21 protein-coding genes are annotated in these 26106 nt (G+C 58.3%); 8 read left to right on the top strand and 13 right to left on the bottom strand.

The window, feature by feature from the left end; genetic code table 11:
- Positions 1 to 13: 13 nt before the first annotated feature.
- Both J0X15_RS02675 and J0X15_RS02670 read right to left on the bottom strand, forming a co-directional pair.
- Positions 14 to 1114: an extracellular solute-binding protein gene (locus J0X15_RS02675; protein ID WP_206937993.1), complete on the bottom strand. Its 1101-nt coding sequence runs from the start codon at positions 1112 to 1114 to the stop codon at positions 14 to 16.
- An 85-nt stretch (positions 1115 to 1199) separates the two neighbouring features.
- Positions 1200 to 2294 (bottom strand): ABC transporter ATP-binding protein, encoded by a 1095-nt coding sequence (locus J0X15_RS02670; RefSeq protein ID WP_206937991.1) that lies wholly within the window; start codon positions 2292 to 2294, stop codon positions 1200 to 1202.
- A gap of 674 nt (positions 2295 to 2968) precedes the next feature.
- Here J0X15_RS02670 and doeA point away from each other — a divergent pair.
- A complete protein-coding gene (gene doeA / locus J0X15_RS02665; RefSeq protein ID WP_206937989.1) occupies positions 2969 to 4171 on the top strand; it encodes an ectoine hydrolase DoeA in 1203 nt (400 codons plus the stop codon).
- A 4-nt stretch (positions 4172 to 4175) separates the two neighbouring features.
- Positions 4176 to 5168, top strand: coding sequence for a N(2)-acetyl-L-2,4-diaminobutanoate deacetylase DoeB (doeB, locus tag J0X15_RS02660; RefSeq protein WP_206937987.1), 993 nt, complete (start codon positions 4176 to 4178; stop codon positions 5166 to 5168).
- Positions 5169 to 5192: 24 nt separating this feature from the next.
- Here doeB and J0X15_RS02655 read toward each other — a convergent pair whose 3' ends face one another.
- Positions 5193 to 6494 carry an NtaA/DmoA family FMN-dependent monooxygenase gene (locus J0X15_RS02655; RefSeq protein ID WP_206937985.1) on the bottom strand — a complete coding sequence of 434 codons (1302 nt, stop codon included), beginning with the start codon at positions 6492 to 6494 and terminating at the stop codon, positions 5193 to 5195.
- A gap of 126 nt (positions 6495 to 6620) precedes the next feature.
- Between J0X15_RS02655 and J0X15_RS02650 the strand changes: the two genes are divergently transcribed.
- The 3 genes from J0X15_RS02650 to J0X15_RS02640 are packed head-to-tail and all read left to right on the top strand — an operon-like array spanning position 6621 to position 9501.
- Positions 6621 to 7430 carry an ABC transporter ATP-binding protein gene (locus J0X15_RS02650; RefSeq protein WP_331461871.1) on the top strand — a complete coding sequence of 270 codons (810 nt, stop codon included), beginning with the start codon at positions 6621 to 6623 and terminating at the stop codon, positions 7428 to 7430.
- A complete protein-coding gene (locus tag J0X15_RS02645) occupies positions 7427 to 8437 on the top strand; it encodes a FecCD family ABC transporter permease (RefSeq protein ID WP_206937981.1) in 1011 nt (336 codons plus the stop codon). Before J0X15_RS02650 ends, J0X15_RS02645 begins: the two co-directional genes overlap by 4 nt.
- The gene (locus J0X15_RS02640) at positions 8437 to 9501 is read left to right on the top strand and encodes a FecCD family ABC transporter permease (protein ID WP_206938295.1); all 1065 of its coding nucleotides are present in this window, start codon (positions 8437 to 8439) and stop codon (positions 9499 to 9501) included. The genes J0X15_RS02645 and J0X15_RS02640 overlap by 1 nt, the downstream gene beginning before the upstream one ends.
- Positions 9502 to 9561: 60 nt before the next feature.
- Here the strand turns inward: J0X15_RS02640 and J0X15_RS02635 are convergent, their stop codons facing one another.
- The 6 genes from J0X15_RS02635 to J0X15_RS02610 form a co-directional block, all read right to left on the bottom strand.
- Entirely contained in the window at positions 9562 to 10452 is an 891-nt protein-coding gene (locus tag J0X15_RS02635) for an ABC transporter substrate-binding protein (RefSeq protein WP_206937979.1), read from the bottom strand.
- 156 nt (positions 10453 to 10608) lie between these two features.
- Complete coding sequence (locus J0X15_RS02630) at positions 10609 to 11403, bottom strand: FadR/GntR family transcriptional regulator (RefSeq protein WP_206937978.1); 795 nt, start codon at positions 11401 to 11403, stop codon at positions 10609 to 10611.
- 41 nt (positions 11404 to 11444) lie between these two features.
- A complete protein-coding gene (locus J0X15_RS02625) occupies positions 11445 to 12437 on the bottom strand; it encodes an ABC transporter ATP-binding protein (protein WP_206937977.1) in 993 nt (330 codons plus the stop codon).
- A complete protein-coding gene (locus J0X15_RS02620; protein ID WP_206937976.1) occupies positions 12434 to 14371 on the bottom strand; it encodes a dipeptide/oligopeptide/nickel ABC transporter permease/ATP-binding protein in 1938 nt (645 codons plus the stop codon). The genes J0X15_RS02625 and J0X15_RS02620 overlap by 4 nt, the downstream gene beginning before the upstream one ends.
- A complete protein-coding gene (locus J0X15_RS02615) occupies positions 14371 to 15315 on the bottom strand; it encodes an ABC transporter permease (protein WP_206937975.1) in 945 nt (314 codons plus the stop codon). The genes J0X15_RS02620 and J0X15_RS02615 overlap by 1 nt, the downstream gene beginning before the upstream one ends.
- A gap of 83 nt (positions 15316 to 15398) precedes the next feature.
- Complete coding sequence (locus J0X15_RS02610) at positions 15399 to 16958, bottom strand: ABC transporter substrate-binding protein (RefSeq protein ID WP_206937974.1); 1560 nt, start codon at positions 16956 to 16958, stop codon at positions 15399 to 15401.
- Between the two features lie 142 nt (positions 16959 to 17100).
- Here J0X15_RS02610 and J0X15_RS02605 point away from each other — a divergent pair, with 142 nt between their 5' ends.
- The gene (locus tag J0X15_RS02605; protein WP_206937973.1) at positions 17101 to 18363 is read left to right on the top strand and encodes a Zn-dependent hydrolase; all 1263 of its coding nucleotides are present in this window, start codon (positions 17101 to 17103) and stop codon (positions 18361 to 18363) included.
- A gap of 44 nt (positions 18364 to 18407) precedes the next feature.
- On the opposite strand, the gene J0X15_RS02600 is transcribed toward J0X15_RS02605, so the two are convergent.
- From J0X15_RS02600 to J0X15_RS02590, 3 genes are all read right to left on the bottom strand, one after another.
- A complete protein-coding gene (locus tag J0X15_RS02600; protein WP_206937971.1) occupies positions 18408 to 18803 on the bottom strand; it encodes a (R)-mandelonitrile lyase in 396 nt (131 codons plus the stop codon).
- 161 nt (positions 18804 to 18964) lie between these two features.
- Positions 18965 to 21160, bottom strand: coding sequence for a xanthine dehydrogenase family protein molybdopterin-binding subunit (locus J0X15_RS02595; RefSeq protein WP_206937969.1), 2196 nt, complete (start codon positions 21158 to 21160; stop codon positions 18965 to 18967).
- Position 21161: 1 nt separating this feature from the next.
- Complete coding sequence (locus tag J0X15_RS02590; protein WP_206937968.1) at positions 21162 to 21620, bottom strand: (2Fe-2S)-binding protein; 459 nt, start codon at positions 21618 to 21620, stop codon at positions 21162 to 21164.
- A 340-nt stretch (positions 21621 to 21960) separates the two neighbouring features.
- Between J0X15_RS02590 and J0X15_RS02585 the strand changes: the two genes are divergently transcribed.
- Both J0X15_RS02585 and J0X15_RS02580 read left to right on the top strand, forming a co-directional pair.
- A complete protein-coding gene (locus tag J0X15_RS02585) occupies positions 21961 to 22854 on the top strand; it encodes a LysR family transcriptional regulator (protein ID WP_206937967.1) in 894 nt (297 codons plus the stop codon).
- Between the two features lie 210 nt (positions 22855 to 23064).
- Positions 23065 to 24465 (top strand): FAD-binding oxidoreductase, encoded by a 1401-nt coding sequence (locus tag J0X15_RS02580; RefSeq protein ID WP_206937966.1) that lies wholly within the window; start codon positions 23065 to 23067, stop codon positions 24463 to 24465.
- A gap of 96 nt (positions 24466 to 24561) precedes the next feature.
- On the opposite strand, the gene J0X15_RS02575 is transcribed toward J0X15_RS02580, so the two are convergent.
- Positions 24562 to 26100 (bottom strand): tripartite tricarboxylate transporter permease, encoded by a 1539-nt coding sequence (locus J0X15_RS02575; RefSeq protein WP_206937965.1) that lies wholly within the window; start codon positions 26098 to 26100, stop codon positions 24562 to 24564.
- Positions 26101 to 26106: the final 6 nt, after the last annotated feature.

Genomic DNA, 26106 nt, shown 5'->3' with positions numbered 1-26106 from the left:
AAAAGCGCTCAGCTTACTGGGAAAGCCATGCCTGGAACTTTGCGTCCAGGTCGTCACGGTAATCGGCCCACCATTCGTAGTTGTACAGGAAGGTGTTCTTGGCGTTTGCCGGATCGGTTGGCATATGCGGCGCCATCTCGATGCCGAGATCGGCATGCTTGCCGACGAGCGGTGCGGAAGACGCACGTGCCGGGCCGTAGGAGATGTACTTGGCCTGATCCGCAAGACGCTGTGTGTCGGTTGCGAACTTCACGAAGTCCTTAACCGCTGCCAGACGATCTTCCGGAAGACCAGCCGGGATGATCCAGCCGTCAAGGTCAAAGACCTGCGCGTCCCACAACATCTTAACCGGCTGGTCCTGCTCTTCGATCAGAGAGAACAGACGGCCGTTGTATGTGGAGCCAATAACGACTTCCTTGTCGGCGAGGAGCTGAGGAGTTTCCGCACCAGCAGACCACCAGATCACGTCGTCCTTGATGGTGTCGAGCTTGGCGAAAGCGCGTTCCTGGCCTTCTTCGGTCTCCAGCACGTCATAGACTTCATCCTTGGCGACGCCGTCGCAAAGAAGAGCCCATTCCATGTTGTTGATCGGACGCTTCTCGAGGGAGCGCTTGCCCGGGAATGTTTCCGTGTCGAAGACATCACAAACAGTTTCCGGCTCTTTACCATTCCAGGCTTCAATGTCAGAGCGGTAACCGAACGTGGTGGAGTAAACGATCTGCGGAATGAAGCACTCGGAGACCAGCAGGTCGCCGAAATCGTCTGCAGCAGACGTTCCGTCCGGAGCGGCTGCCAGGTCTTCATCCGGATCGATTTCCAGCGCGAGGCCTTCGTCACACAGACGGATGGCATCGGAAGCCACAACGTCAACAAGATCCCAGGTGATGTTGCCGGCTTCGTTCATGGCGCGCAGCTTGGCAACAGCCTCGTTCGAAGACTCATCCCAGATAATATTGATGTCGGAATGATCCGCAGCATAAGGCTCGGCATAGGCCTTCTTCTGAGAAGACTGATACGCGCCGCCCCAGGAGACGATGGTCATGTCTTTGGCGACCGCTGTACCGCTCATCATGGCGATAGCAGAAGTGGCCAGAATAGCTGTCTTGAGCTTCATCTGGTATTTCCCTCTTTCTGGTCTAGACGGGTGGGAACCCATCTGAATTCCGGTCGCGGCCCTGAGGCCGCGCCGATGAATTTGGTCATACAACGGCGTCGAGCGCCTTGCAGTCATTGCGGGCCCAACCGATGGGGACGATGTCCCCGTTCTTCAGGCTCCGCTTCTCGCCGCGATTTCTTACTTTCACGACGAATTCGTCGTTCCCGGCAACATTCATCCGAACCCGGATGTGATCGCCGAGATAAATCAGTTCCTCGATCTTGCCCTTGACCAGATTGTCCATATCGGTCGCTGGATCGAATTCGACCCGTTCCGGGCGAAGAGAGATGGTGGTTTGATCGCCGATGTTGGTGACGTTGACCTTGTCCGCCTTCAGCTTGGTCCCGTCCTGCAGCTCGACGAGGCATTCGCTGCCGGAAACGTCAATGACTTTTCCGTTGAGCTTGTTGTTCTCGCCGATGAACTGGGCAACGAAGGAATTCTGCGGATCTTCGTAGAGAGAATCCGGAGTGGACAGCTGCTGGATCACACCGTCGTTGAAGACGGCGACCCGGTCCGACATCGTCAGGGCTTCGGTCTGATCGTGGGTCACGTAGACAACCGTGACGCCGAGGTTTTCGTGAATGTGCTTGATCTCATACTGCATCTGCTCGCGCAGCTGCTTGTCGAGCGCACCAAGTGGCTCATCCATCAGGATGAGGTCGGGTTCGAACACCAGCGCGCGGGCAACCGCCACACGCTGCTGCTGACCGCCGGAGAGCTGAGCCGGACGGCGGTTCCCGAAAGAACCAAGCTCGACCATTTCAAGCGCCCGCTGGACCTTCTCCTGCTGTTCGGACTTGCCAATCTTGCGAACCTGAAGCGGAAACGCCAGATTCTCGGCCACCGTCATATGCGGGAAAAGGGCGTAGTTCTGAAAGACCATGCCGATTCCGCGCTTGTGCGGCGGGACGTTGTTGATCGGCCTGTCGTTCAGATAAATCTCACCATGTGTCGCCGGCTCAAAACCAGCGAGCATCATCAGGCAGGTGGTTTTTCCGGAGCCCGAAGGGCCAAGCATGGTGAGAAACTCGCCGGGTGGGATATCCAGATTCAGGTTTTTTACAACCAGCGTTTCCCCATCATAACTTTTCTGAACGCCGTCATAGCGAACAGCAGCTCCTAGAGAGTCTGCCATACTCACCCCAAATTTCCCGAACGCAATTATTATGCTCACAGCAATATTTCCGCGCCTCCAAAATGGAGCCGTGGTTGAACGCCGTGTTGATGTCAGTAGCAAAGCAAAAAAGCGCAGTGCTTTAAAGGGGGGTGTGAAAAAAAATTATGGAAGTTCTCGAAATTGGCTGTTTTAGAGCTCCGCAATTCAGCGGGCTTGGGGTGGAAATCTGAAAGTTATTTGTCAGCGAGGATTCTTCACCTTTGTGAGGCGTTACCCTTGCCGTTTTGGCCCTTTGAAGCACGCTTTCTGCCCAGAGACGACGCGGATTTGACAATTGTTAATTTGGTCAAATTTTGTGCGTGGTCACGTGTTGTTCAAAGTGTCTCACGGGAAGGAAAAAGTTGCCAGCGTTAAATCTGGGGACGCAATCAGAGAATCAGGAGGCGACTGGATCGTGTTCCTCCTGAGGAAAGAGTGATGGTGATGCTGAAAACTTGGGCGGACCATGGTGGCAGGGTGATGCGCGTTTCATCTTCAGGAAGGAATTCCTGTGTCGCTGCACTAATTTGATTGACTTGAGGTATTCGCGATTCCACGCTGAAAAACTCGCTCTTGGGTAGAGCTGACCAGTCCAATTTTCCGGTGGTTTCTCTCCTTGACCCTTTCCATCACGCACTCAGGGAGTGGCGCCCTTGGCTTCCGGACAAGTCCCGACGTCCAAACTTTATTTTGGCTTTGAAGAATACGCCGCCCGCCTCGAAAAAACGCGGCGCGCGATGGCGGCTCGAAATATTGACCTGCTGATTGTTACCGATCCTTCGAACATGAATTGGCTGACCGGCTACGATGGCTGGTCGTTTTATGTCCATCAGTGCGTGATTGTTCCGCTTTCAGGCGAGCCGGTCTGGTACGGGCGGGGACAGGATGCAAATGGTGCTCTGCGAACCTGTTTCATGGATCCGGCGAATATCATCGGGTACCCGGATCATTACGTTCAGTCTGAAGTTTGCCACCCGATGGATTATCTGTCGGAGCGTCTGATTGACAAGGGGTGGGACAGGGGCTCGATTGCCGTTGAGATGGACAATTACTGGTTCACAGCGGCAGCCTTCGCCTCTCTGACAAGTCATCTGCCCAATGCCCGCTTTGTCGATGCCAAGGGTTTGGTCAACTGGCAGCGTGCGGTGAAGTCCGAGACAGAAATCGCCTACTTGCGCAAAGCAGGTCAAATCGTCGGCAAGATGCACAAGCGGATCTGTGACATCATTCGACCAGGGATCCCTAAGTGTGACCTCGTCGCCGAGATTTATGATGCAAGTCTGCGATTTGACCCGGAACTGGGGGCCGGTGGAGGCTATCCTGCCATTGTTCCGCTCTTGCCGTCCGGGTCGGATGCCGCCGCACCGCATCTGACGTGGGACGACTTGCCGATGAAGACGGGCGAGGGCACGTTCTTTGAAATCGCCGGTGTCTTCAATCGCTATCACTGTCCCTTGTCGCGGACGATTTTCCTTGGCAAGCCGACGCAAACCTTTCTGGATGCAGAAAAGGCTGTGCTTGAGGGCATGGAAGCCGGACTGGAAGCTGCGAAAGCTGGCAACCTTTGCGAAGATATCGCCATTGCCTTCTTCAAGGTTCTGAAGAAACACGGTCTGGAAAAGGACAACCGCGCGGGATATCCGATTGGCGTGTCCTATCCGCCAGACTGGGGCGAGCGGACCATGTCCCTGCGTCCAGGAGACAAGACCGTTCTGGAAGAAAACATGACCTTCCATTTCATGACGGGTCTCTGGATGGACGACTGGGGCTTCGAGATTACCGAAAGCATCCGGATCACCGATAGTGCTCCTGAATGCCTGGCCAATGTGCCGCGCAAACTCGTGGTCATGGACTGACAGCATGCATTCTTCACCGATCACTTCCACCGTCCCTTTTGATGAGGATGGTGTCCATCACGGGTTTTTGCGGCTGCCCTACAGCCGCGATGACAGCGCCTGGGGGGCCGTGATGATCCCCGTCACGGTTATCAGGAATGGCGAGGGACCAACCGCGCTGCTAACCGGTGGCAACCATGGTGACGAGTATGAAGGGCCTGTGGTCCTTCAGGAACTGGCGGTGCGTCTGACAGCTGATGAAGTCCAGGGGCGGGTCATCATCGTTCCGGCGATGAACCAGCCCGCTTTCCGCAACGGAACGCGAACGTCTCCGGTGGATAGCGGCAACCTCAACCGGAGTTTTCCAGGGTCGCCCACCGGAACAGTGACGCAGAAGATCGCCGATTATTTTTCATGCGTTCTTGTTCCAATGGCGGATGTCGTGCTGGACTTTCACTCTGGCGGCAGAACACTGGATTTCATCCCGTTTGCTGCTGTTCACATTCTGGAAGACAAAGCCCAGGAAGCGGCATGCGTTGCGGCTATGCAAGCTTTCAACGCACCCTATTCGATGAAGCTTCTGGAGATTGACAGCGTTGGCATGTACGACACCACGGTCGAGGATATGGGCAAGGTGTTCGTCTCCACCGAGCTTGGTGGCGGTGGAAGTTCAACGGGGCGGTCGAATGCCATTGCCCGCAAGGGTGTCCGTAATCTTCTGGTTCATGCCGGTATCCTGAAAGAACCACTGACACTTGCAGCAACGATCAATCTCGATATGCCGGACGGGGATTGCTACAGCTTCTGCGAATATGACGGGATGCACGAGCCGATGGTTGACCTTGGGGACGAGGTGAAGGCTGGGGATGTGATTGCCCGGGTCTGGCCTCTTGACCGGACAGGTCAGGAGCCTGTCGAAATCCGGGCGAAGCGCGCCGGTTTGCTGGCAGGCCGCCATTTTCCGGGTCTGATCAAGGTCGGAGATTGTGTCGCGGTGCTTGGCGTGGAAGTGGACTGACCAACAGTTTGAGGTGGCTTGCGCTTATTCGTTCAGGTGGTCCAGGAACGTTTCACCGCTATAATCCAGGCGAAAGAGCCCTTCCGCTGCGAGGGCTGGAACAAGCGCCTCAAGGGTCAGGGAGAGTGAGGTGGCGGAGCCGCCGGGCACTGCAATGAAGCCGTCCATGGCGTCGCAGGCGCGCCAGTCGCGAATTTGATCGAGGGCCTCCTCCACTGTTCCGATGATCTGCCAATGCGCCGAACCAATCACTTCCGGACGTTTCAGCAGTTCTGAGGGCGTCGGCGCATCTCGCACGATCATCCTGTGCAAAAGATTTGCATGTGTTCGGCTGCGGACATTTTGCGGTGGTGCTGGAAGGTCTTTGGCCATGATAGGCTTGTCCATCTCCCAGTGTGTCAGATCGAGGCCGATCATTTCCTTGATGGAGCCCAGCTTGCGTGCAGTATCCATGCGTTGATGGGTCGCGGCGAAGAGGTCATCGGCTTCCGCTTGCGTGTCGGCCAGATAGAGACTGAGGCCGGGAAGCATCTTTATGGAGTCAGGGGATCGCCCGTGGCAACTGGCCCGCTGCCTCAGGTCCGAGCGCAGGGCGGCTGCAGCTTCCTTGTCCGGGGTTGCGGCGAAAATGGCATCAGCAACAGAGGCGGCGAAATCCCGCCCGGTGGGCGAGGCGCCTGCCTGTATCAGAGGGATACGGGAAGGAGCGGTTGAAGGCACGTTGAGCGGCCCTTTCACGGAGAAATGGTCTCCTGCGTGATCAATCGGCTGAATTTTCGACGTGTCGGCATATCGGCCCGATGCCTTGTCGACCAACAGCGCCTCTCCCGGAAAACTTTCCCACAGTTTGCGAACGACTTTGGTGAACTCGGCAGCGCGCCCATAGCGGTCTTCCGGGGAGGGCATTTCATCCAGCCCGAAGTTCTCGTTCCCGTCCAAGGCGGTCACGATGTTCCAACCTGCACGCCCTCTGCTGATGACGTTCAGACTCTGGAGCTGACGGGCCACAACATAGGGTGGATAGAACGTGGTCGAGACGGTGGAGAGAAGGCCTATTTTCTGGGTGTCGCGGGCTATTGCAGCCAGCAATATGGTGGGATCAAGAGCGGCAAATCCGTTTCCCCCTTCCAAAGCTGCGGTTTGCAGAAAAAGCGTGTCCGGTCGAAACAGGAAGTCCAGTTTTGCTGACTCGGAACGCCGCGCGATCTCAACAAAATAGTCAATGTTGAACAGGTCCTCAGCCCGGCTGTCCCCTCGTCTCCAGGCATCGCCGCTCAACCAGGTCGGTGCCAGGGACATGCCGATGTGCAGCTTTCTGGATGTCATGGAGAACCTTTGTCGAGAGAGTGAAGCCTGCGCCCCAGCTCCCGTCTGTTTGTCGGAAGGTGGTTTGAGGGAATTGCTGAATTTAAGAGTATAGTTTAAACACTGCTTCACTGAGAGATTTCAAGGATTTCTAACTTGCTTGAGGCAAAAAATGTCACAGCGGCTTATGGCAAGCACGTGGTCCTGGACCGGGTTTCTGTTCGTTTTGCCCCGGCACGGTTGACCGCCTTGGTCGGACCTAACGGCTGCGGGAAGTCAACGCTCCTCAAATCGATCATGGGATTTCTGCCTCAGTCGTCAGGTGAGATCGCGATTGGTGGCGAGGATCGGTCACGGCTCGGACGGCGTGCCTTGGCGCGACGCATTGCCTACTTGCCGCAGGAAAGCCATTGCCCGGATTACATGACGCTTGGTGAACTGGTGGAGCTGGCGGGGTATTCGCGCTTCACGCTCGCCGGTGGTCCGTCTGAAACAGATCGGAAGCTGTTTCATTCCGCTCTGGAGACGGTCGGCCTGGCGGATCAGGCGGGACGGCGGATGTCGACCCTGTCGGGCGGGCAGCGGCAACGGGCTTGGATTGCCATGGTTCTGGCGCAGGATGCCGAGGTCATTCTGATGGACGAACCGGTCAACCATCTGGATGTGAAGTATCAATATTCGATCTTGAAACTGGTGCGGGGGCTGACGAGGTCTTTCAGGAAGACAGTCATTGTGGTTCTGCATGATCTGAATCTGGCTGCAAGCTTTTCCGATGATGTGGTGATGCTGAAGCAAGGACGGGTTGTTGCCAGTGGGCCGGTTCGAACAACCATTAACAGTGCACATGTGGAAGAGGTCTTCGACCTGTCCGCCGACATTTTTGAGCGCAACGGTCGCTTGGTCTTCCTGCCGCATCAATCTCTGGAAAGCCTCGATCAGGATGCAAGGCGGGCATGACTGGAAAGGCGCTTGCCCTCTGCGTGATCCTTCTGGGCAGTCTTGGTGCATTCATCGCCAATCTCTCCAGCGGTGCGACGTCGATTCCACTCGATGCGGTTTTCGCCGCCTTCTTCGCCTTTGATGCCGAGAATTACGACCACTATGTCATCCTGTATCAACGGCTGCCGCGTGCCCTGATGGCGATCCATGCCGGGGCGCTGATGGCCTGTGGGGGCGTCGTCCTTCAAGGCCTGACCCGAAACCCGCTGGCTTCCCCGTCGACACTGGGCATCAATTCGGGCGCGGCGTTCTTTGTGGTTGCCGGCGCCTATGTTTTCGATCTCGGGACGGAAGCACAGGGGCTTGCCGCAATGGCCGGGGCAGCGTTCGGGTTCATATGCGTTCTGAGCGTTGCGCGGCTGGCTGGGGGCGACAAGGACCCGCGTGGACTTTCGTTGATCTTGTCTGGCGCGCTGGTATCAATGCTGCTGATCGGGCTGGCCAATGCCTTCCTCCTGTCTGATCCGGCAAGGCGCAGTGATTTTCTCGGGTGGGTGACGGGCAACATCAATCATGTCTATTTCGACCGACTTGTCTTTTTCTGGCCGTTGGGCGTTTTAGCGCTCGCCGGCTTGTTCTTCCTTGCGCGCCCTCTGACCCTGCTGACCCTTGGTGAGGAGAAGGCTGCTTCGGTCGGGGTGAGTGTCAGGCGGGTTCCCCGATTGGCCTTGCTGTGTGTGGTGATCGGTTCGGGTTCTGCGGTGGCGATTTGCGGACCAGTGGGGTTCGTCGGTCTCGTCGTGCCCCATGTGGTGCGCCCACTGGTTGGGGTGAACATGCGGTTCGCCTTGCCAGCTGCAGCGCTTTTTGGCGCCTGCGCGTGTCTTTTGGCCGATATCCTTGCCCGACAGGCCTTCGCCCCTTACGTCCTGCATACGGGTATTCTGCTTGATCTGATCGGCGGGACTGTCTTCGCGGTGATTGTCAAACGCTTCTATCTGTCGCCGGGGGGCCAGACCGCATGATGAGGCTGGCAAAAGCGCTCGACGGGCGTCGTGTGATCAGGTTGAAGGGCGGGCTCCAGGTCCGTTTGCACAATGTGGCTGGTGGATGCGTTCTGCTGCTTGCCGTTTTGGCGCTGACGCTGCTTTCCCTGTCGGTTGGTTTCACGCAAACCGGGCTGGGCGATCTGTTGGCTGGCATGTTGGGCGGAAAGCTCGAGGGAGATGAAGCCTTTGCCCTCTGGATCGTTCGGATGCCGCGTATTCTGCTGGGCTTCATGGCTGGCTGGCTGGTTGCCATTACGGGCGGCATGCTGCAATCGCTGGCGCGAAATCCATTAGCGGATCCTGGACTATTTGGGCTCAGCCAGGGATCAATGGTGATGATCATGCTGGTCCTGGTTTTCCTGCCTTCAGTGCCTCTGGCCTATTTGCCGCTGGCTGCGATGGCAGGCGGTCTGGGCGTCGCTCTTGTGTTGATCTGGCTTGTTGGAGGAGAGCAGTCGAGTGGGCTGGCGATCCTGTTGATGGGCATCGCGCTGGAAACCGTGCTGTCGGCGATCACTTCCATTCTGGTGCTCTACACCCCGGATGAAACGTCCTATGCGCTTTCCAGTTGGCTGGCCGGGTCTCTGTTTCAAGCCAATTGGTCCGGGATACTGGCCTTGCTGCCCTGGTTCCTTCTGAGCTTCCCGGCAGTGCTTGTTTTGGGACGGGCACTGAAGGTTTTTGATCTGGGCAACGAGATGGCGATGGCGCTTGGAGAGCCGCTGAAGATGTCTCGTCCAGCCTTGCTGTTCGTGGCGGTTCTTTTGAGCTCCGCCTCTGTTACCGCTGTTGGGCCACTGAGCTTTCTGGGAGTTATGGCGCCGCATCTCGCCACCTTCCTTTCCCCCGCGAGCGGGCGGGCGAAGCTGATCCTGTCTGGGTTGATGGGCGGTGCTTTGGTGGTTGCAGCAGATGTTGTCAGTCGGGGATTGGCCAGCGATCTCAGCCTGCCGATCGGTTTGAGCCTGACGTTGGTGGGTGTTCCGTTGTTCATTGTTAGTTTGCGCCTGCGCGCCCTGCGTCTGGCGCTGGGAGATTGACGCTGCTTTTCTTGGGTTTGGGGCGCGCTGTCGGTGCAGGTGCGGGCGTAAGGTGATTGCCTAGCGCGCGGCCCAAATGCTCAGAGCGTTCAGCGTGTTGAGTGCGCTGGCAATCGTCGGGGTGGAAACCTTTGCGGAATCCAGAAAGACCACTCTGTCCTCGCGAGCCGGTTTCAAGAACTTGTCCCAGCCAGGCACGATGCGATCGAGCTGCTTGCGGGTCGCCGCTTCATCGCGCTCCGTCTCTGTGAAGCTTCGCATTATCACCAAGAGGTCCGGATTTACCCGGGCAAAGACCTCCGGGCTAATCGGCACGAAGATTGTCTTGCCATACCCCGAAGTGGCCCCAAGATTTCTGACTTCTGCTCGGGTATAGCCGAGGTCTTCCACCGCCTGAACCATGCCTGACATGGCACCGACGAGATTGAGCTGATCGGTCAGAATGATTGCGAGATAGGTTTCGTCTTCCGGGTGCCCGAGTTTGGCTTTCACAGATCCGACGGTCTCCTGATAGAGCGCAAGCCGTTTTGCCAGGCCGTCCTGCAGGCCCAGCAGTGCGGCCAGATCCCGTTCAACACCAAACCCTTCGACCCGTCCGGTACTGACATTCTGAAGATAGAGTGGCGCTACTGTCGCAAGCTGGGCGACCTTGGAGGCGTCATGCTCGGTCCCAATGATCAGGTCTGGCTTGAGGCTGCGCAATTTCTCCAGATCGATGTTTCCGAATGGGCCGATCCCGGTTTCAGGGCTCGGGGTCTCGTCTCCGAGGACGGTGGTAACGAAATCAACCGTCGTCAGTGATGTGCCATCATCCGCTCGGCCGTAACTGGCGACCGGGGTGATGCCGAGATCCATCAGCGGCAGACCAAGCAATGGCTCGTGCATCACCACGATGCGCTCCGCAGGAGCGGTAAATGTGATTTCGCGGCCAGTGCTATCGGTAACAGTCATTTCTCCGGCCAGAGCCGTTTGAGTCGTCAGGAGAGCGATGAGCAAAAAGATGTTTTTCATGGGGACCGGCAGTGCCATTGAGGCCGCTAGAGAGGGGAATTAAATTGGAGATGATTTCTCATGTTTTAACTCCAGTACCTCAATTCCCCACGGTTGTCATGTGGTGGGAGCTGGCTCGCGATGACGCTTGTCGGGCTCATTGGTGCGCAAGGCGGCACGCTCCAGCATGTATTTCTCGGCTTCCATCATGTGACCACGCATGATCATCCGACTGAGCTCCACATCGCCGGCACGGATCGATCTCAATAGCCTGACCTGATAGTGCAGCCCGGTTTCGCGCAAACCGGGATTGGGCTCCTTGTAGATTGAGCGGCAGACAGTCATGTCGTGCAGCAGGCTGAGAAGAAACGTGCAGGAGAATGCCAGCAGCGGATTGGGGCTGTGGCGGGCCAGCTCTTCATGGAAGTCCAGTTCGGCCAGGCGCTGGGCATATTCTTCCTCGGCGGTCTTTGGCTCGTCTTCATAAAGGCGGATACAAGCTTGCAGCGACTTGAAACCCTCGTCCGACAGATGGCCAGCGACAGAGGCTGCAAGCTCCGGCTCCAGTTGTTTGCGCATGGTGTAGATGTCAGCAATCGAGGGGGGCGAAAACAGAAAGAGGTTGTCAAGCAAGCGAATGGCCTCGCTTGGGTTGACCTGATCGACGAAAACACCGCCTCCCGGACCGCTTCTGCTTTTGATAAGGCCTTGGTATTCAAGAATTTTCAAAGCTTCCCTGAGGGTGCCTCGGGCAACTTTTACTTCTTCGGGCTGGATCCAGTCTGTGGGGATGCGGTCACCTGGCCGCAGTCCGGCCTCGACGATCCGCTCGCGCAGTTGCACGGCCAGCATGTCTGGCCGACGCAGGCGTTTGCGTGCTTTCTGGTCCTGTGCCCCGACTGATACTGTCATTGCCTGTTCTTGGTTGGTTGTTTGTTGTCTCAGGCCTATGCCTACGAGAGTGGGTGATGGCAAGCTGCAATATGATTTCCGGCTGTTCTCGAGGCCTCGTCTGATGCCGGGCGTTGTGTGCTGCACAGCTTACTTGCAGCAGGGCAGCGGGCAGCGAAGGCACAGCCCTGCGGTGGATTGTAAGGGTCCGGCAGACTGGCATTGGCATCCTCGGCAAAGAGTTCCTTGCGCCCCGGTGCGGGGGCTGAGCGCATCAGCAGGTCGGTGTAGGGGTGCAAGGCTGACTGAAAGATCTGCGCTGAGGGTCCAAGTTCTGCCAACCGCCCGAAGTACATCACCGCGACCCGGTCGCTGACGCTTTCAACCACCGAAAGATCATGGCTGATGAAGATGTAAGTCAGGCCGAACTTGTCTTTCAGCGTGTCGAGCAGGTTCAGCACTTGAGCTTGTACAGAGACATCCAGGGCTGACACGGGTTCGTCCAGCACGATCAGCTCGGGACTGGCTGCAAGCGCGCGGGCAATGCCGATGCGCTGGGCCTGGCCGCCGGAGAACTCATGCGGATAGCGCTCCAGAAACTCGGGCGCCAGATTGACGGCGCTCAGAAGCTCCTGCAGGCGATCCTCGCGACCGTGAGCATCCAGGTCGGTCAGATGCTTTAGCGGTGCTTCCAGAATGGTGCGGATGGTCTTGCGCGGATTGAGGGATGCGACCGGATCCTGAAAGACATATTGGACCTTTCGGGACAGGGCGCGGCGATCCTTGCGGGCGAGTGCAGTCAGGTCTTCGCCATCAAAGCTGATTGTGCCCGACGTCGGTAGATCAAGGCCGACGATCAATCGGGCGAGCGTCGACTTTCCACAACCGGATTCTCCGACAACGCCGAGGATCTCGCCCTTGCGGACATTGACAGAGAGCCCTTGTACGGCATGCACTGCGGGTGTTTTTTTGCCGAAAAGCTTCTTCTCGCCGCCAAACGTCTTGGCGACGTCTTCCAAGGTGAGAAGGGGGGACGCGGAGAGCGTCGCGTTCATGTGTCTTCTCCCTGTGTGAGGGGAAACAAGCAGCGGACGCCGCGCTCGGGGCCTGTCATTTCCAGGGCAATATCTCCTGAGCGGCAGACCGGTTGAACATGCGGGCAGCGATCTGCAAAGGCGCAGCCGTCCGGCAGATGATTGACAACTGGCGGACGTCCTTCAATGGCGTCCAGGCGACGTCCGGGATCCCCCAGAACAGGCACGCATTCGATCAATTTGGCCGTGTAGGGGTGTTTCGGATTATTGAGAATGTCCTCGGTTGTCCCTGTTTCGACGATGCGCCCGGCGTACATCACGGCGACCCGGTCGCACAGCGCGGACACAACGCCGAAGTCGTGGGTGATAAACAGGATGGCTGCGTCGCGCTCCTGCCTTAGCTGGTTCATCAGGGTCAGGATCTGGGATTGTACGGTCACATCAAGGGCCGTCGTGGGCTCGTCGGCAATCAGCAGCTTTGCGTCGTTGGCCAAAGCCATGGCGATGCAGACCCTCTGGCGCATGCCGCCGGAGAGTTCGTGCGGATAGGCCTTCAGTCGCTCTGCAGGATTGGGAATGCGAACCAGCGACAGTAACTCCAGGGCGCGTGCCTGTGTCTCGGATCTGCCCAGAGGCGCGTGGGCACTGATGGCCTCTGAAAGCTGCTGTCCCACTGTGAACAGGGGATGCAGGGTCGAGAGTGGATCCTGAAAGACATAGGAGACGGATCCGCCGCGCAGGTCTCTGATCCGCCTGTCGCTGGCGGCAAACAGGTCTTCGCCCTCCAGATAGGCGGCACCGCCGGCGATCTTGCCCGGAGGTGTCGGGACCAGCCCCATGACTGACATGGCGGTGACGGATTTGCCTGACCCGGATTCCCCAACGAGGCCGAGGCATTCGCCGTGTTTCAGGGCAAGGTCAACGCCGCCAACAGCCTTGTAGACCGAAGTGCCGATCTTGAACTCTGTACGCAGGCCAATCATCTCGAACAGAGCGTCTGGGCGTGTCGGGGCAGGTTTATCCGCCTCGTTGCGTTCCACAGCTGTCCGGGCGACCGGCCGTGTCAGCGAGCCGGAGCGCAGGCGGGGATCCAGAATATCGCGGATACCGTCGCCAAAGAGATTGATGCTCATCACCAGGGCGAAGATCATCAGGCCGGGAATGATCGACACATGTGGCGCGGTGAAGAGGATCTTGCGGCCTTCGCCCAGCATCGAGCCGAGGTCTGCCTGTGGTGGTTGTGCGCCCAGGCCGAGGAAAGACAGGCCTGCTGTTTCCAGCACCATCCAGCCGACTGTGGTGGACATGGTGATGATGATCACCGGCAGAACGTTGGGCAGGATTTCGAGAAACAGGATCTGTGGTGGCGATTTTCCAGCCAGCCGTGCAGCGTCGACGAACTCGCGCCGTGACAGTCCAAGCGTGATGCCACGGATGTTGCGGGCGAAGAACGGAATGTTGACAAGGGCGATGGCGTAGAGTGCATTCAGCAGGCCCGGTCCAAGCACGGCGACGATGGCCAGTGCCAGCAGGATGTAGGGAAACGCCATGACCATATCGATGCCGCGCATGATGATCGTGTCGACGCGCTTGCCGGCATATCCGGCCAGCAACCCCAACAGAGAGCCAAAGAAGGCGGCAATGGCCGTTGCGGAGAGGCCAACGGCCAGCGAAACCCGAGTGCCCCAGATCAGTCGGGACAAGAGGTCCCGCCCAAGATGATCCGTCCCAAGCAGGTGACCATCAGTGAAGGGGCGCATCAACCGATCAGCGGGCGCAGTGGCATCTGGATTGGGCAGCGGCAGCAAAGGGGCGGCCAGCGCGAGCAGGCAGATGATGCCCAGGATGATCAGTCCGGTGGTGGCAAGTGTGTTGTTGAGCAGCAGGCCCAGCGTACTGGGGCGCGAGGTCTTGGCGGGTTGTTTGCGTGGCGTGGTCAGGGTGGCCTCCGTCATCAGCGCAACCTCGGATCTAGAATGGTCTGGACGACATCGGCGAGCAGGTTGAAGAGCACGTAGGCGGAGGCCACTATGAGAACACCGCCTTGCACAAGCAGCAGGTCGCGGGTGGAAATGGCGGTCACCAGCATGGAACCGATGCCCGGCCACTGGAACACGGTCTCGATATAGACCGCGCCTCCAATGACGAAGCCTGCCTGGATGCCGATGACCGGAACGACATTGACCAGTGCAGCCTTGAAGGCGTGCTTGTAGATCACCTTGCTTTCACTCAGGCCTTTCGCGCGCGCGGTGCGGATATAATCCTGGCGCAGGACTTCCAGCATGGCGGTGCGGGTTAGGCGGGCGATGACGCCGGTTGCCACGATGGACAATGTGAGCGCGGGAAGCGTGAGGTGGTGAATCAGATCGGCTAGGTCACCGCCGCCGTAGATGGCGTACATGCCCGATGCCGGAAACAGCTTCAGATTGACGGCAAAGATCAGGATCAGCAGCAAGCCGAGCCAGAAGGAGGGCGTCGAGATCCCAATGAGGACGATCAGCGTGATGGCTTTGTCCGCCCAGCCGTATTGGCGCACGGCAGAAATAATGCCGGCCAGAAGTCCTAGGACCGAGCACAGGACAAGTGAGGTGCCCGAGAGGATGAGCGTCGCTGAGAAGCGCTCGAGAACTTCATCTAGAACCGGGCGGTTCAGTGTGTAAGACCGACCAAGGTCGCCGTGAATCAGGTTGCCGATCCAGATCACGTATTGCTCGAACAGAGTCTTGTCGAGACCGAGGTCCCTGTTGAGCTTTGCGACGTTTTCAGGGGTGGCATAGGAGCCGAGGATGGCTGTCGCGGGATCACCTGGAATCATTGCCATGATCAGAAAGACGATGATGGTGAGGCCGAACAGGACCGGGATCGCCGCCAACAGGCGCTTGGCGATGTAATAAGCCAACGGTCTCTCCCTCCTTGGCATGAAGTCTGGATGGGGCCCGGCGGGGGATGCCTCGCCGGGCCGTCGTGGCGTCTACCGAACGATCAGTTCGGCTTTTTGACGTCCTGCAGCATCAGGAAGAAGGATGGCTGCAACTTGAAGTCTCCTACGGACAATTTGGTCACGGCATTCTGCTTCCAGTTGGCGACAAAGACCCACGGTGCGTCTTCCTGAACGATGGTCTGCATTTCCTGATAAAGCTTGGCACGCTCAGCCTGATCAGTGACTTGACGCGCCTTGTCCAACAGATCATCGACCTTCGGGTTGGAGTAGTAACCCGAGTTGAAGCCACCCTTGTCGGGGAAAGCTTCGGTGCGCAGTGCCAGGAATGGCAGCGTGTCCGGATCGTTGGTCATCCAGGCCATTTCAGCCATGGCAGCCTTGCCTTCCAGACCCGGGTTGACCTTGCCAAGGAAGGTGTTCCACTCGTAGGTCTCGATCTTGACGTTCATGCCAACAGCCTGAAGATCTGCCTGGATCGCGGTGCCCATGGCAATCGGGTCCAGCATGCCGGAACCGCCTTCTGTGACGTAGAAGGTGATCTCTTCACCATCGTAACCGGCATCCTTCAGCAATTCCTTGGCCTTTTCCGGGTCGTACGGATAGGGCTCCAGGCCTTCGTTGTAGGCCCAGGCGAAAGCCGGCGGTGTCGGGCCTGCCGCGACATCCGCGGTGCCCTGCAGGATATTTTCCACCAGCGCAGTCTTGTTGATCGCGTAGTTGGCTGCCTGGCGCGCAGCCTTGTTGTTGAACGGCGCTTCCTTGGCATTGAGGATCAGGAACCAGACGTGTGGTCCGGCTTGCTCCAGAACCTCGAAGTTGTCGTCAGACTTGAACTGCTGCAGGCTGTCGGGCGGAACTTCGACCATCACATCCAGACCGCCGGAGAGCATCTCGGCAATGCGGGTGTTGGCGTCGGTAATGGGGCGGAATATGATGGCTTCCAGCTCCGGGGTACCATCCCAATAGTCGTCATTACGTACAGCGACGACCTTGGTGTTGGCATCCCATTCGGCGAACTTGTAGGCCCCGGTTCCAATCGGATGCCGTCCGAAGTCCTTACCGTTTGCCTCCACGGCTGAAGGCGAAACGATCAGACCGGTCGGGTAGGCCAGGTTGGAAAGGAAAGGCGCGTAAGGCGCGTTCAGCTTGAAGGTGACGGTGGTCGGATCATCGACAACGACTTCCTCAACCGAGGAGAAGAAGAAGGCCAGCGGGAAGGGGCCAGTGTCGTGGAAGGGGTGATCTTCCTTAAGCATCCGGTCGAAGTTGAATTTGACGGCTGCTGCATCGAAGGGTGTGCCATCATGAAAGGTGACGCCTTCGCGCAGCTTGAATGTGTAGGCAGTACCATCGTCGGAGATTGTCCAACTCTCCGCCAGAGCAGGTTCCACCTCCAGTGTTCCGTCTTTGTAGCGGACGAGCCCGTCGTAGATGTTCATCAGGATCCGGAAGTCGTTCACAGCGGTAACGGCTTGCGGATCAAGTGCTTTAGGTTCGGCGATCTGACCGACGACCAGAACATTCGGCGGGGTTTGCGCCTGAACACCTGGTGAGAAGGCCAGATAGGCCGAAGCAATCGCTGCGGCTAGGAATTTTCTCATTGTCTGTTCCCCTGTTATTTCTGAGGTCTATTAATCATGATAAATTGAAATCGAGCAATAATTAATTCATAATAATTTTGGGTCAGGCGCTACTGCTGTCTGGTGGGGTGACCCCAACCCAAAGAAATCAAAGGGGAAACGTATGAGCCTGCAGGGTGCGAAGATTGATCTGGATCGGCTGAAAAAGCTGCTGGACGGCGTCAACCAGTTTGGACTCAATGCGGTCACCGGCGGTTACAACCGGCAGGGCTACTCCGATGAGGACATGGCCTGCAGAGCGTGGTTTGAGAACGTCATGCGCGCGGATGGGCTGGACGTATCAAGGGATGGAGCGGCCAATCTTTTCGGCCGTTTCGGGCCGGAAGACGGGCCGGCGATCCTGATCGGCTCTCACCTCGACACGGTTGCCGACGGCGGCGCCTACGATGGGTCTCTGGGCGTTTGCGTGGCACTGGAATGTGTTCGCAGCCTACAGGACCAGGGTTTCGCACCCGAGATGGCCATCGAGGTTGTGGCGACGGCGGAAGAAGAAGGGCGCTTTGGCGGTATGCTCGGATCTCAGGCAATCGCGGGCGGGGTCAATCGCAGCTGGATCGAGCAGGCCACTGATGCAGATGGCATCCGTCTGGTCGATGCCTTGAAGGCGCAAGGGTTGACCAGCGAGGGAATCCTCGCGTCGGTGCGGTCTCCCCATGAGCTGGCAGCTTTTCTTGAGCTTCACATTGAGCAGGGGCCGGTTCTGGAAGCGGAAGGCATTCCCATCGGCGTGGCGGAGCATGTTTCTGGCGTGTGCTATCTGGACATGACATTCACCGGTGTTGCCAACCATTCAGGCACAACGCCGATGACCCATCGCGCGGATGCGTTCGGCGGGCTGGCCGAACTGGGAACCTTCGTGCCGGAAATCGTCGGCTCCAGTGGAACAGATCAAAGCCGCATCACCATTGGCCATGTGTCTCTGACGCCAAACCACCCGCATACCATTCCGGGCAAGGCCAATTTCTCAGTGATCCTGCGCGACACTTCCGAAGTGGTGATGATGCGCCTGAAAGAGCGTATCGAGGAAACCGCACATGCCATTGCGGGCAAGCACAGGCTGGAACTGACGTCTGTACAACGCAGCTGGCTGCCGCCAGTCGAACTGGATAAGGGGCTGGCGCAGCATCTTCTCGACGTTGCGAAACAGCTGGAGTTGCCAGCGACGGCGATGGTCTCTGGAGCCGGGCACGACGCCCAGACCATGCAGTCAGTATGCCCATCTGCGCTTGTTTTCATTCCAAGCCGTAACGGGATCAGTCATGCGCCGGAGGAGTATAGTGCGTGGGAAGATATTGAGAAGGGCGCGAACCTTCTGCTGAACAGTCTGAGAGAGCTGAGCAGTCGAAAAGGCGGGGCTATACTGTGAGAAGAGTGTTTGCGTGCTGGGGACGTGCCGACGGAAGGGTCTGATCAGGCGAGGTAGTCTTCATCGCTAACCTGTTCCAGCCATGTCACTGGAGAACCGTCTTTTTCTTCGGCAATAGCGATGTGGGTCAGGCCGGTGGTGTCGGTGGCGCCGTGCCAGTGTTTTTCATCAGGTGCGAACCAGACGATATCGCCTGGATAGACCTCTTCCTTGACACTGCCCTTGCGTTGAACCCAACCAGACCCTGCGGTCACGATGATTGTCTGTCCGTAAGGGTGGGTGTGCCAGGCTGTGCGTGCGCCGGGATCGAAGGTGACGGTCGCGCCGCTGACGCGCGCTGGGGCCTCACCTTTGAAGGGGCTGTCGATCCTGACCTTGCCGGAAAAATAGTCTGCGGGTCCCGCTGAGGAGGGGGCCGTGCCAGCACGAGTGATCTTCATGGGGGTCTCCGTAAGGCGGCGTATTCTTGAAGATAGGATTGGGAGGGGCCGGCACAAGGGTTGAGCTGGCCGTAAGCGGGCGGTTATTCGGCTTCATTGAGGAAAAAGCACTGGTAAAGAGATTGGGCAGCGGAAATATTTCTCCGCTGCCCAAAGTTAGATCAGAGGAACGTCACACCGTTTTCCACCATTGGCAGATGCGTAACGCGTTTTCCGAGGCCGGCAATGGCGTTGGCCAGTGCCGGACCTGAAGGCGGTACGCCGGGTTCGCCGACACCGGTCGGCTCATCCGTCGAGGCGACGATATGAACGTCGATGGCGGCAATGTCCGGCATACGCAGCGGCTCGTAGTCGTAGAAGTTGGACTGAACCACTTCGCCGCCATCAAAGGTGATGGCGTTGCGCATCACGTGGCCGATGCCATAGCCGATTCCGCCTTCCATCTGGGCAATCACGACATCCGGATTGATCACGATGCCACAGTCGACTGCGCAGGTGACCTTCTCGATCTTCACGCCGTCCTCGACTGTGCCGGAAACCTCGACGATCTCCGCAACGTAGCTGCCGAAAGACTTGTGAACGGCGACGCCGCGCGCATGACCTTCCGGTGCCTTGTTGCTCCACCCTGATTTGTCAGCCACTTCGCGGAGAACACCGGCCAGACGATTTTGGTCCGCAGTTCCGCCGGCCAAAAGCTTGAGGCGGTAGTCGACGGGATCCTGGCCTGCGGCCTTGGCGACCATGTCGAGCATGGTTTCCATCACATAGGCCGTGTGAGTGTTGCCCACGGAGCGCCACCACAAGACCTTGGACAGGGGCTTGCTGTCGGTCAGGCCGACATGCAGGCCTGGGATGGCGTAAGGCGTGTCGGGGATGCCTTCGACCGAAGTGTGGTCGACGCCTTCGTGAACCATGAAGTTTTCGAACATGGTGCCTTTGGCAATCGATTGACCGGCAATGCGATGATCCCAGGCGACAATGGTACCGGAGGCATCGAGGCCGACGCGCACCTTGTGGGCGAAAGCCGGCCGATAATATCCACCGCGCACGTCATCTTCACGCGACCAGACCATTTTTACAGGTTTGGTGCGATCGGTGAGCGCATAGGCGAGGGCGGCCTCGACGTTGTAGTCGCTTTCCGCATTGGCGCGCCGACCGAACGACCCGCCTGCCAGCAACGTGCGGATCTCGACCTTGGATGGATCAAGGTTGAGCACACCGGCAATGGTGGGATGAACGAGGGCCGGGAACTGACATCCATCGTGGAGGATGATGCCGCCGTCTTCACGCGGGGAGATGGTGCAGTTGAGAGGTTCCATGGCCGCATGAGCGAGGTTCGGGAACCAGAACTCTGCCTCGATCACCTGATCGGCTGAGGCGAGGGCATCTGCTGCTTCCTGCTGGGAGAGGTCGGCCTTCACCGTGAATTCCGGGTCAGAATTGACCATGGTCATCATTTCGGCGCGGATGTCGTCCGTTCCGCGGCTCTCGGCTGCGTCGAAGTTCCACTCGACCGACAGGGCTTCGCGTGCCTGAAAGGCGCTCCAGGTGTCTGTTGCATAAACGAAGACGCCGGAGTTGTCCTGCTTGGCCTTGGCTTCGATGAAACCGGCAACTTCCTCTGCGCCAGAGGCGTCGAAGCTTGCAACCTTGGCGCCGGTGCGTGGGGCGTGAAGCACGGCGACGATGATCTGACCCGGCAAGTGGAGATCCATACCGAACTGGGCCGTGCCGTTGATCTTGCCCGAAGTGTCGCGCCGACGAATGCCGGTTTTTCCGATGATACGGAAATCGGACGGATCCTTCAGCTTGGGTTCTGCTGGTACGGGCATCTCGGCCGCCGCTGTGACAAAGTCGGCAATCGGGGCAGACTTGCCGGCACCTGAGATGACACCATCACTTAGTGTGAGGTCGGCCGCGGAGACGTTCCATTTTTCGGCTGCAGCTGCAATCAGCATTTCACGGGCGGCAGCGCCAGCCCGGCGATACTGCTGATAGCTGTTGGCCATGGCGGTCGAGCCACCCGTGCCCTGCATACCCATGGCAAGGTTCTTGTAGAGGTCGTTGTTCGACGGAGCGAAGGCAACGTCTACATCCTGCAAGTCGGCATTGAGCTCTTCCGCGATAAGGGAGGTCAGGCCGGTGGTTGTGCCCTGTCCCATCTCGAAGTGCTTGATGACCGCAGTGATCTTGCCTTCGGCGGAGATCCGGACGAAGGGGGTGAAGCTGGTTTCTGCCGCTGCTGCGGCTTCAGGCGTTGCGGCCAAAGCACCGCTGGCCTTCAAGCCAATGACCAGAGCAGTCGCCGACGCGCCTGCGCCAATCAGGAAATTTCGTCGTGATGTGGTCAATGTCATATCAGGCCTCCATCAATTCGGAAGCACGCACGATGGCTCCCCGAATTCGCTGATAGGTGGCGCAACGGCAAGCGTTGCCGGCCATATACTCATCAATCTCGGACAACTCGGGCTTCGGATTGCTGACCAGAAGACCGACGGCCTGCATGATCTGGCCGGATTGGCAATAACCGCATTGGACGACGTTCATTTCGTCCCAGGCTTGCTGCACCGCCTTGGAGGCCTTGCTCTCAAGACCTTCAATGGTGGTTATGCTGCTGCCTTCAATGTCGCTCATGAAGGTTTGGCAGGAGCGGACCGGCTCGCCATCCAGGTGAACCGTACAGGCCCCGCAGGAGCCTACGCCGCAGCCGAATTTGGTCCCTGTCATCTGGGCAAAATCGCGCAGATACCACAGGAGCGGCATATACGGATCGCCTTCAAAGGCGTGCTCCGTGCCGTTGATCGTAAATTTTGTCATGAATGTCCCTCAGTTCAGGCAATCCGGACATTCAGTCAAGTAGAGGAGCGTCCGGTCGCGTCATTGCCTAAGACAATAGATAGGGCATTCGGGACCGAACATTAGAGGCTGGAAGCCGTATAAGCTTATCTGTTTCATTCATGAGTTAACGGTTGGAAGCGATCGCACTCGGAGGGAGGGATTTCTGCGACTTGTGGCGCTTATTGTTCGTGTGCGCTGCTTGTGCTGTGGTCCGGTCAGCCCTAAATGGGGGAATAATCCATGCAGAACGGGTATGAAACGGGCGCGCATGCGCAGAGACCTGACATGCAGTGGGGTCTGGCATGCACAGGGGATCTGAATGAAGCGGGATGAGTTGGGGGATCTGGTCGCTTTTCTGGCGGTTGCGGAGGAACAAAGCTTTACCCGTGCTGCGGCACGATTGGGCACCTCCCAATCGTCCTTGAGCCACACGGTGCGGCGGCTTGAAGAGCGTCTGGGTGTACGTCTGTTGACCCGAACAACGCGCAAGGTCTCGCCAACGGCTGCGGGTGAGCAACTGGCTGAAACGTTGCGCCCGGCTTTTGACGATATCAAGGGAAGACTCAGTTCCATCAATGCGTTGCGGGAACGACCTGCAGGTTTGATCCGGATCACTAGCAGCAAATATGTGGCCGACCGCATTCTGATGCCTGTGGTGCTGAGGCTGATGCGTGAATACCCGGAAGTGAACATCGAGATCGCGATTGACCAAAGGCTGACGGACATTGTCGCCGAGCGTTTTGATGCGGGCGTGCGGTTTGGCGAAATGGTGGAGAAGGACATGGTTGCGGTGCGGATCGGTCCGGAGATCAGCATGGCCGTTGTCGGGTCGCCGGAGTACTTCGAGAGACATGCGCAGCCGAAAACTCCCTACGAGCTGATCGAACACCGTTGCATCAACTTTCGCATGCCGACCATGGGCGGACTTTATGTCTGGGAATTCGAACAGAACGGTCGTCCATTGAATATTCGGGTTGATGGGCAGTTTGTCTGCAATGACGGTGACATGATCATCGCAGCTGCCAAGGCAGGCATTGGGTTGGCGGCTTTGCCTGCCGATTTGCTGGAGGAGCAATCCGGCGATGGTGAACTGGTGCGGGTGCTGGAAGACTGGTGTCCACCTTTTCCGGGGTATCACCTGTATTACCCGAGCCGGCGGCAAATCACTCCGGCCTTTGAACTTCTGGTCGATGCGTTGCGGTATCGCGGCTAGGCCAACGTACCGAACCGTTTCACGGCTTGCAGCAATTGCACCGCCTTGGAGAAACATGCTACCCGCTAGCGCATGTTTCCGGGCTTCGTGCGGCCGTGTCATGTCAGACACTCCGACAGCAACCCACTTACTGAAAATGGATACAGCTCTGACCTAAAGCTCAAGCTTTGCGGTCAAGACAGCTGCCCCGCTTGATGACAGGTAGACCAGATGACGTCTCTCGCCGCAGAACTTGAACAGATCCTCGGGCCTAAGGGCTGGTTGGCAGGAGATGACGCTGCGCCTTACAGTCGGGACTGGTTGAACCGCTATGGTGAAACACCGTTGGGGGTCGCGCGTCCTGGTTCTACCGAGGAAGTCTCTCAAGTTGTCGCTGCCTGCCAAGAAGCGGGTGTTTCGATTACGCCTCAGGGTGGCAATACCAGCTTGTGCGGTGGGGCGGTCAGCGGTCGCAGCGGCGGGGTTATCTTGTCGTTGTCCCGGATGAATGCGATTGGTGATGTGGACCGCGCGGCTGGCACAATTGTAGTCGAAGCGGGGACTGTCCTGGCCCGTTTGCATGATCACGTTGAAGCGCAGGACCTGATCTTTCCGATGCATCTCGGGGCCGAAGGCTCTGCTCAGATCGGCGGGCTGATCGGCACCAATGCGGGTGGCAGTCATGCTCTGCGTTACGGTATGATGCAGGATCTCGTCGTCGGGATGGAAGTGGTTCTGGCTGACGGCACGGTTTGGGACGGTCTGCGGGCCGTGCAGAAGGACAACGCCGGATACCAGTTGCGTCGGCTGTTCTGCGGGGCGGAAGGCACGCTTGGCATCGTGACGCGGGCGGTTCTGAAGCTCTATCCTGCTCCGAAGCAGAAGGCGACCGCGCTGCTGGCACTTCCGGACATTCAGACGCTCGTCGACTATGGAACGTATCTGCGTGGAGATGCCGGCGAGTTCATCAGCGGGCTGGAGTTCTTCTGCGATCTGGGACTGGATCTGGCGTTGCGCCATGTCGACGGGATGGAGTTTCCGCTGGAAAGCCGCAGCCCGTTTTATCTGCTTGTCGAATTGACCACGAGCTCGGCCATGGTGCCACTGGACGAAATCCTTGAAGGGGCACTGACAGTGGGTATGGAAAACGGTCAGGTCACCGATGGGGCGCTTGCCATGTCCGAAGCGCAGCGCGCGGCGTTCTGGCGCCTGCGCGAGGAACAACCGGAAGGCCAACGGCTGGAGGGTGCCCAGCTGAAACACGACATTTCCGTGCCTCCCGGAAAGCTTGCCAGCTTCCTCTCCGAGGGGGCTGAGGTGTGCGAAGGGATCCTACCGGGCGTTCGGATCAATCCGTTTGGCCATCTCGGTGACGGTAATGTGCATTACAATCTCTCTCCAGCCGACGGCCAGACCGACTTTGGCGACAAAGCCAAGGAGTTTGCCGAAGAGTTGGGTGCGCTTGCCTCTCGGCTGCAAGGCAGCTTTGCGGCCGAACATGGTCTGGGCCGGTCCAAGATTGCACTGGCGGATCATCTGCGCTCTGCGACGGAGCGTGACCTGATGGTTCAGATCAAGGCAGCCGTAGATCCGAAGCAGATCATGAACCCGGGTGTTGTCCTCAAAGGCTAATGCCAAAGCCGTTCAGACAAAAAAAGCCGCCCATAGGCGGTTCAAGATGGTCAAGCCCGCCGAATTTCGGCGGGCTTTTTTGTGCGATTGGGCACCTCAATCCGTGGTCGAGCTTTCTTGGTCCCTGGACATTTTCATGCGGCGCTTGAAGACTTTGCCGATGATGATCGGCAGCAGGAAGCCGGTAATGGCGATGGCCCAGAGGGTCAGTGACAGGGGGCTGTCGATGAGTGCGAACCAGTCGCCATTGTCGATGGTGATGGCGCGGCGCAGGTTGTTTTCCATGGCATTGCCAAGCAGCGTGCCAAGGATCACCGGAACCAGCGGAACATCCAGTTTGCGCAAGACCCAACCGGCGACACCGAAAGCGATCATGACCTGAAGGTCAAACGACGATCCGGAAATGCCGTAGATGCCGACGAAGCTGACCATGGCGACAATCGGCATGAGAATGCGCGGCGGCACCAGCAACACGCGGGTGAAGATGCCGATCATCGGAATGTTCAGCGCCAGCAGCATGAAGTTGGCAATGAAAAGCGCGGCGATCAGTCCCCAGACCACGTCGGGCTGCTGCGAGAAGAGCAGCGGTCCGGGCGTGATGTTGAGGGACAGAAGGACTGCCAGAAGCACCGCTGTCGTTCCGGAACCCGGAACGCCGAGGGCCAGCATCGGAACCAGTGCGCCACCGGCAGCCGCGTTGTTGCCTGCCTCGGGGGCTGCAACACCACGCGGATCGCCCTTGCCGAAGGTCCCTTCCTTGTCGACGAGGCGCTTTTCCATGGAATAGGAAATAAAGGACCCCAGCGAGGCCCCCGCACCGGGAAGAACACCGGCGAGAAAGCCGAGGAAGCTGGTGCGGAGCATAGTCGGTGTACATTGCTTCAGCACGGCCCAGGATGGCATCAGGCGACCAATGACGACTTTCTTGCCGGCTGCATCTGACGAGCCGTGCTTGTTCTCAAGGAAGATGAAGACTTCCGATAGGGCAAACAAGCCAACAATAGCGACGAGGAAGTCGATGCCATCGTAGAGATGAACTTCTCCGAAGGTGAAGCGCGGTACGCCTGTCTGTGTGTCGACGCCAACCATCGCAAGGCCAATGCCGATGGCTGCCGCAAAGGCGGTCTTGGCCTGATTGGTGGAGGCAACACCGCCAAGGGTGGCGAAGGCGAGGGTGAAGAGTGCGAAATACTCAGCAGGACCAAACAGCAGGGCAATCTTGACCAGCTGCGGAGCGAGCAGGATCAGGCCCCAGGTGGCGATGAAGGCACCGACGAACGAGGCAATCCCGGAGAGGGAGAGCGCTTCTCCGGCGCGCCCTTGCTGCGCCATCGGATAACCGTCGAGGCAGGTCATCATCGCCGGTTCATCACCGGGAATATTGAGCAGAATCGACGAGATGCGGCCGCCGTACATGGCGCCGTAATAAACCGAGGTGAGCAGAATGAGGGAAGGCGTTGCACCAAGACCGAGGGTGAAGGCCAGGGGAATGAGGATCGCCACGCCATTTGATGGGCCAAGGCCGGGCAGTGCGCCCATGATTGTGCCGAGGAAGCAGCCGAGTAGGGCAAGCAACAGGTTTTGCCACGTCAGGGCGATGACGAAGCCGTCGGCAAGGGAATTGAGCGTTTCCATGCGATA

The organism is Roseibium limicola, assembly GCF_017313085.1.
In the GTDB taxonomy this organism is placed as follows: domain Bacteria; phylum Pseudomonadota; class Alphaproteobacteria; order Rhizobiales; family Stappiaceae; genus Roseibium; species Roseibium limicola.
The sequence above is the reverse complement of the archived record's forward strand: the minus strand, read 5'-3'. Positions and strand labels throughout refer to the sequence as shown.

Coding starts and splice junctions, on each gene's coding strand:
- J0X15_RS02675 (WP_206937993.1), bottom strand. CDS start 1,114: ATGAAGCTCAAGACAGCTATTCTGGCCACTTCTGCTATCGCCATGATG.
- J0X15_RS02670 (WP_206937991.1), bottom strand. CDS start 2,294: ATGGCAGACTCTCTAGGAGCTGCTGTTCGCTATGACGGCGTTCAGAAA.
- doeB (WP_206937987.1), top strand. CDS start 4,176: ATGCATTCTTCACCGATCACTTCCACCGTCCCTTTTGATGAGGATGGT.
- J0X15_RS02655 (WP_206937985.1), bottom strand. CDS start 6,494: ATGACATCCAGAAAGCTGCACATCGGCATGTCCCTGGCACCGACCTGG.
- J0X15_RS02645 (WP_206937981.1), top strand. CDS start 7,427: ATGACTGGAAAGGCGCTTGCCCTCTGCGTGATCCTTCTGGGCAGTCTT.
- J0X15_RS02640 (WP_206938295.1), top strand. CDS start 8,437: ATGAGGCTGGCAAAAGCGCTCGACGGGCGTCGTGTGATCAGGTTGAAG.
- J0X15_RS02635 (WP_206937979.1), bottom strand. CDS start 10,452: ATGACTGTTACCGATAGCACTGGCCGCGAAATCACATTTACCGCTCCT.
- J0X15_RS02630 (WP_206937978.1), bottom strand. CDS start 11,403: ATGACAGTATCAGTCGGGGCACAGGACCAGAAAGCACGCAAACGCCTG.
- J0X15_RS02625 (WP_206937977.1), bottom strand. CDS start 12,437: ATGAACGCGACGCTCTCCGCGTCCCCCCTTCTCACCTTGGAAGACGTC.
- J0X15_RS02620 (WP_206937976.1), bottom strand. CDS start 14,371: ATGACGGAGGCCACCCTGACCACGCCACGCAAACAACCCGCCAAGACC.
- J0X15_RS02610 (WP_206937974.1), bottom strand. CDS start 16,958: ATGAGAAAATTCCTAGCCGCAGCGATTGCTTCGGCCTATCTGGCCTTC.
- J0X15_RS02605 (WP_206937973.1), top strand. CDS start 17,101: ATGAGCCTGCAGGGTGCGAAGATTGATCTGGATCGGCTGAAAAAGCTG.
- J0X15_RS02600 (WP_206937971.1), bottom strand. CDS start 18,803: ATGAAGATCACTCGTGCTGGCACGGCCCCCTCCTCAGCGGGACCCGCA.
- J0X15_RS02595 (WP_206937969.1), bottom strand. CDS start 21,160: ATGACATTGACCACATCACGACGAAATTTCCTGATTGGCGCAGGCGCG.
- J0X15_RS02590 (WP_206937968.1), bottom strand. CDS start 21,620: ATGACAAAATTTACGATCAACGGCACGGAGCACGCCTTTGAAGGCGAT.
- J0X15_RS02585 (WP_206937967.1), top strand. CDS start 21,961: ATGAAGCGGGATGAGTTGGGGGATCTGGTCGCTTTTCTGGCGGTTGCG.
- J0X15_RS02580 (WP_206937966.1), top strand. CDS start 23,065: ATGACGTCTCTCGCCGCAGAACTTGAACAGATCCTCGGGCCTAAGGGC.
- J0X15_RS02575 (WP_206937965.1), bottom strand. CDS start 26,100: ATGGAAACGCTCAATTCCCTTGCCGACGGCTTCGTCATCGCCCTGACG.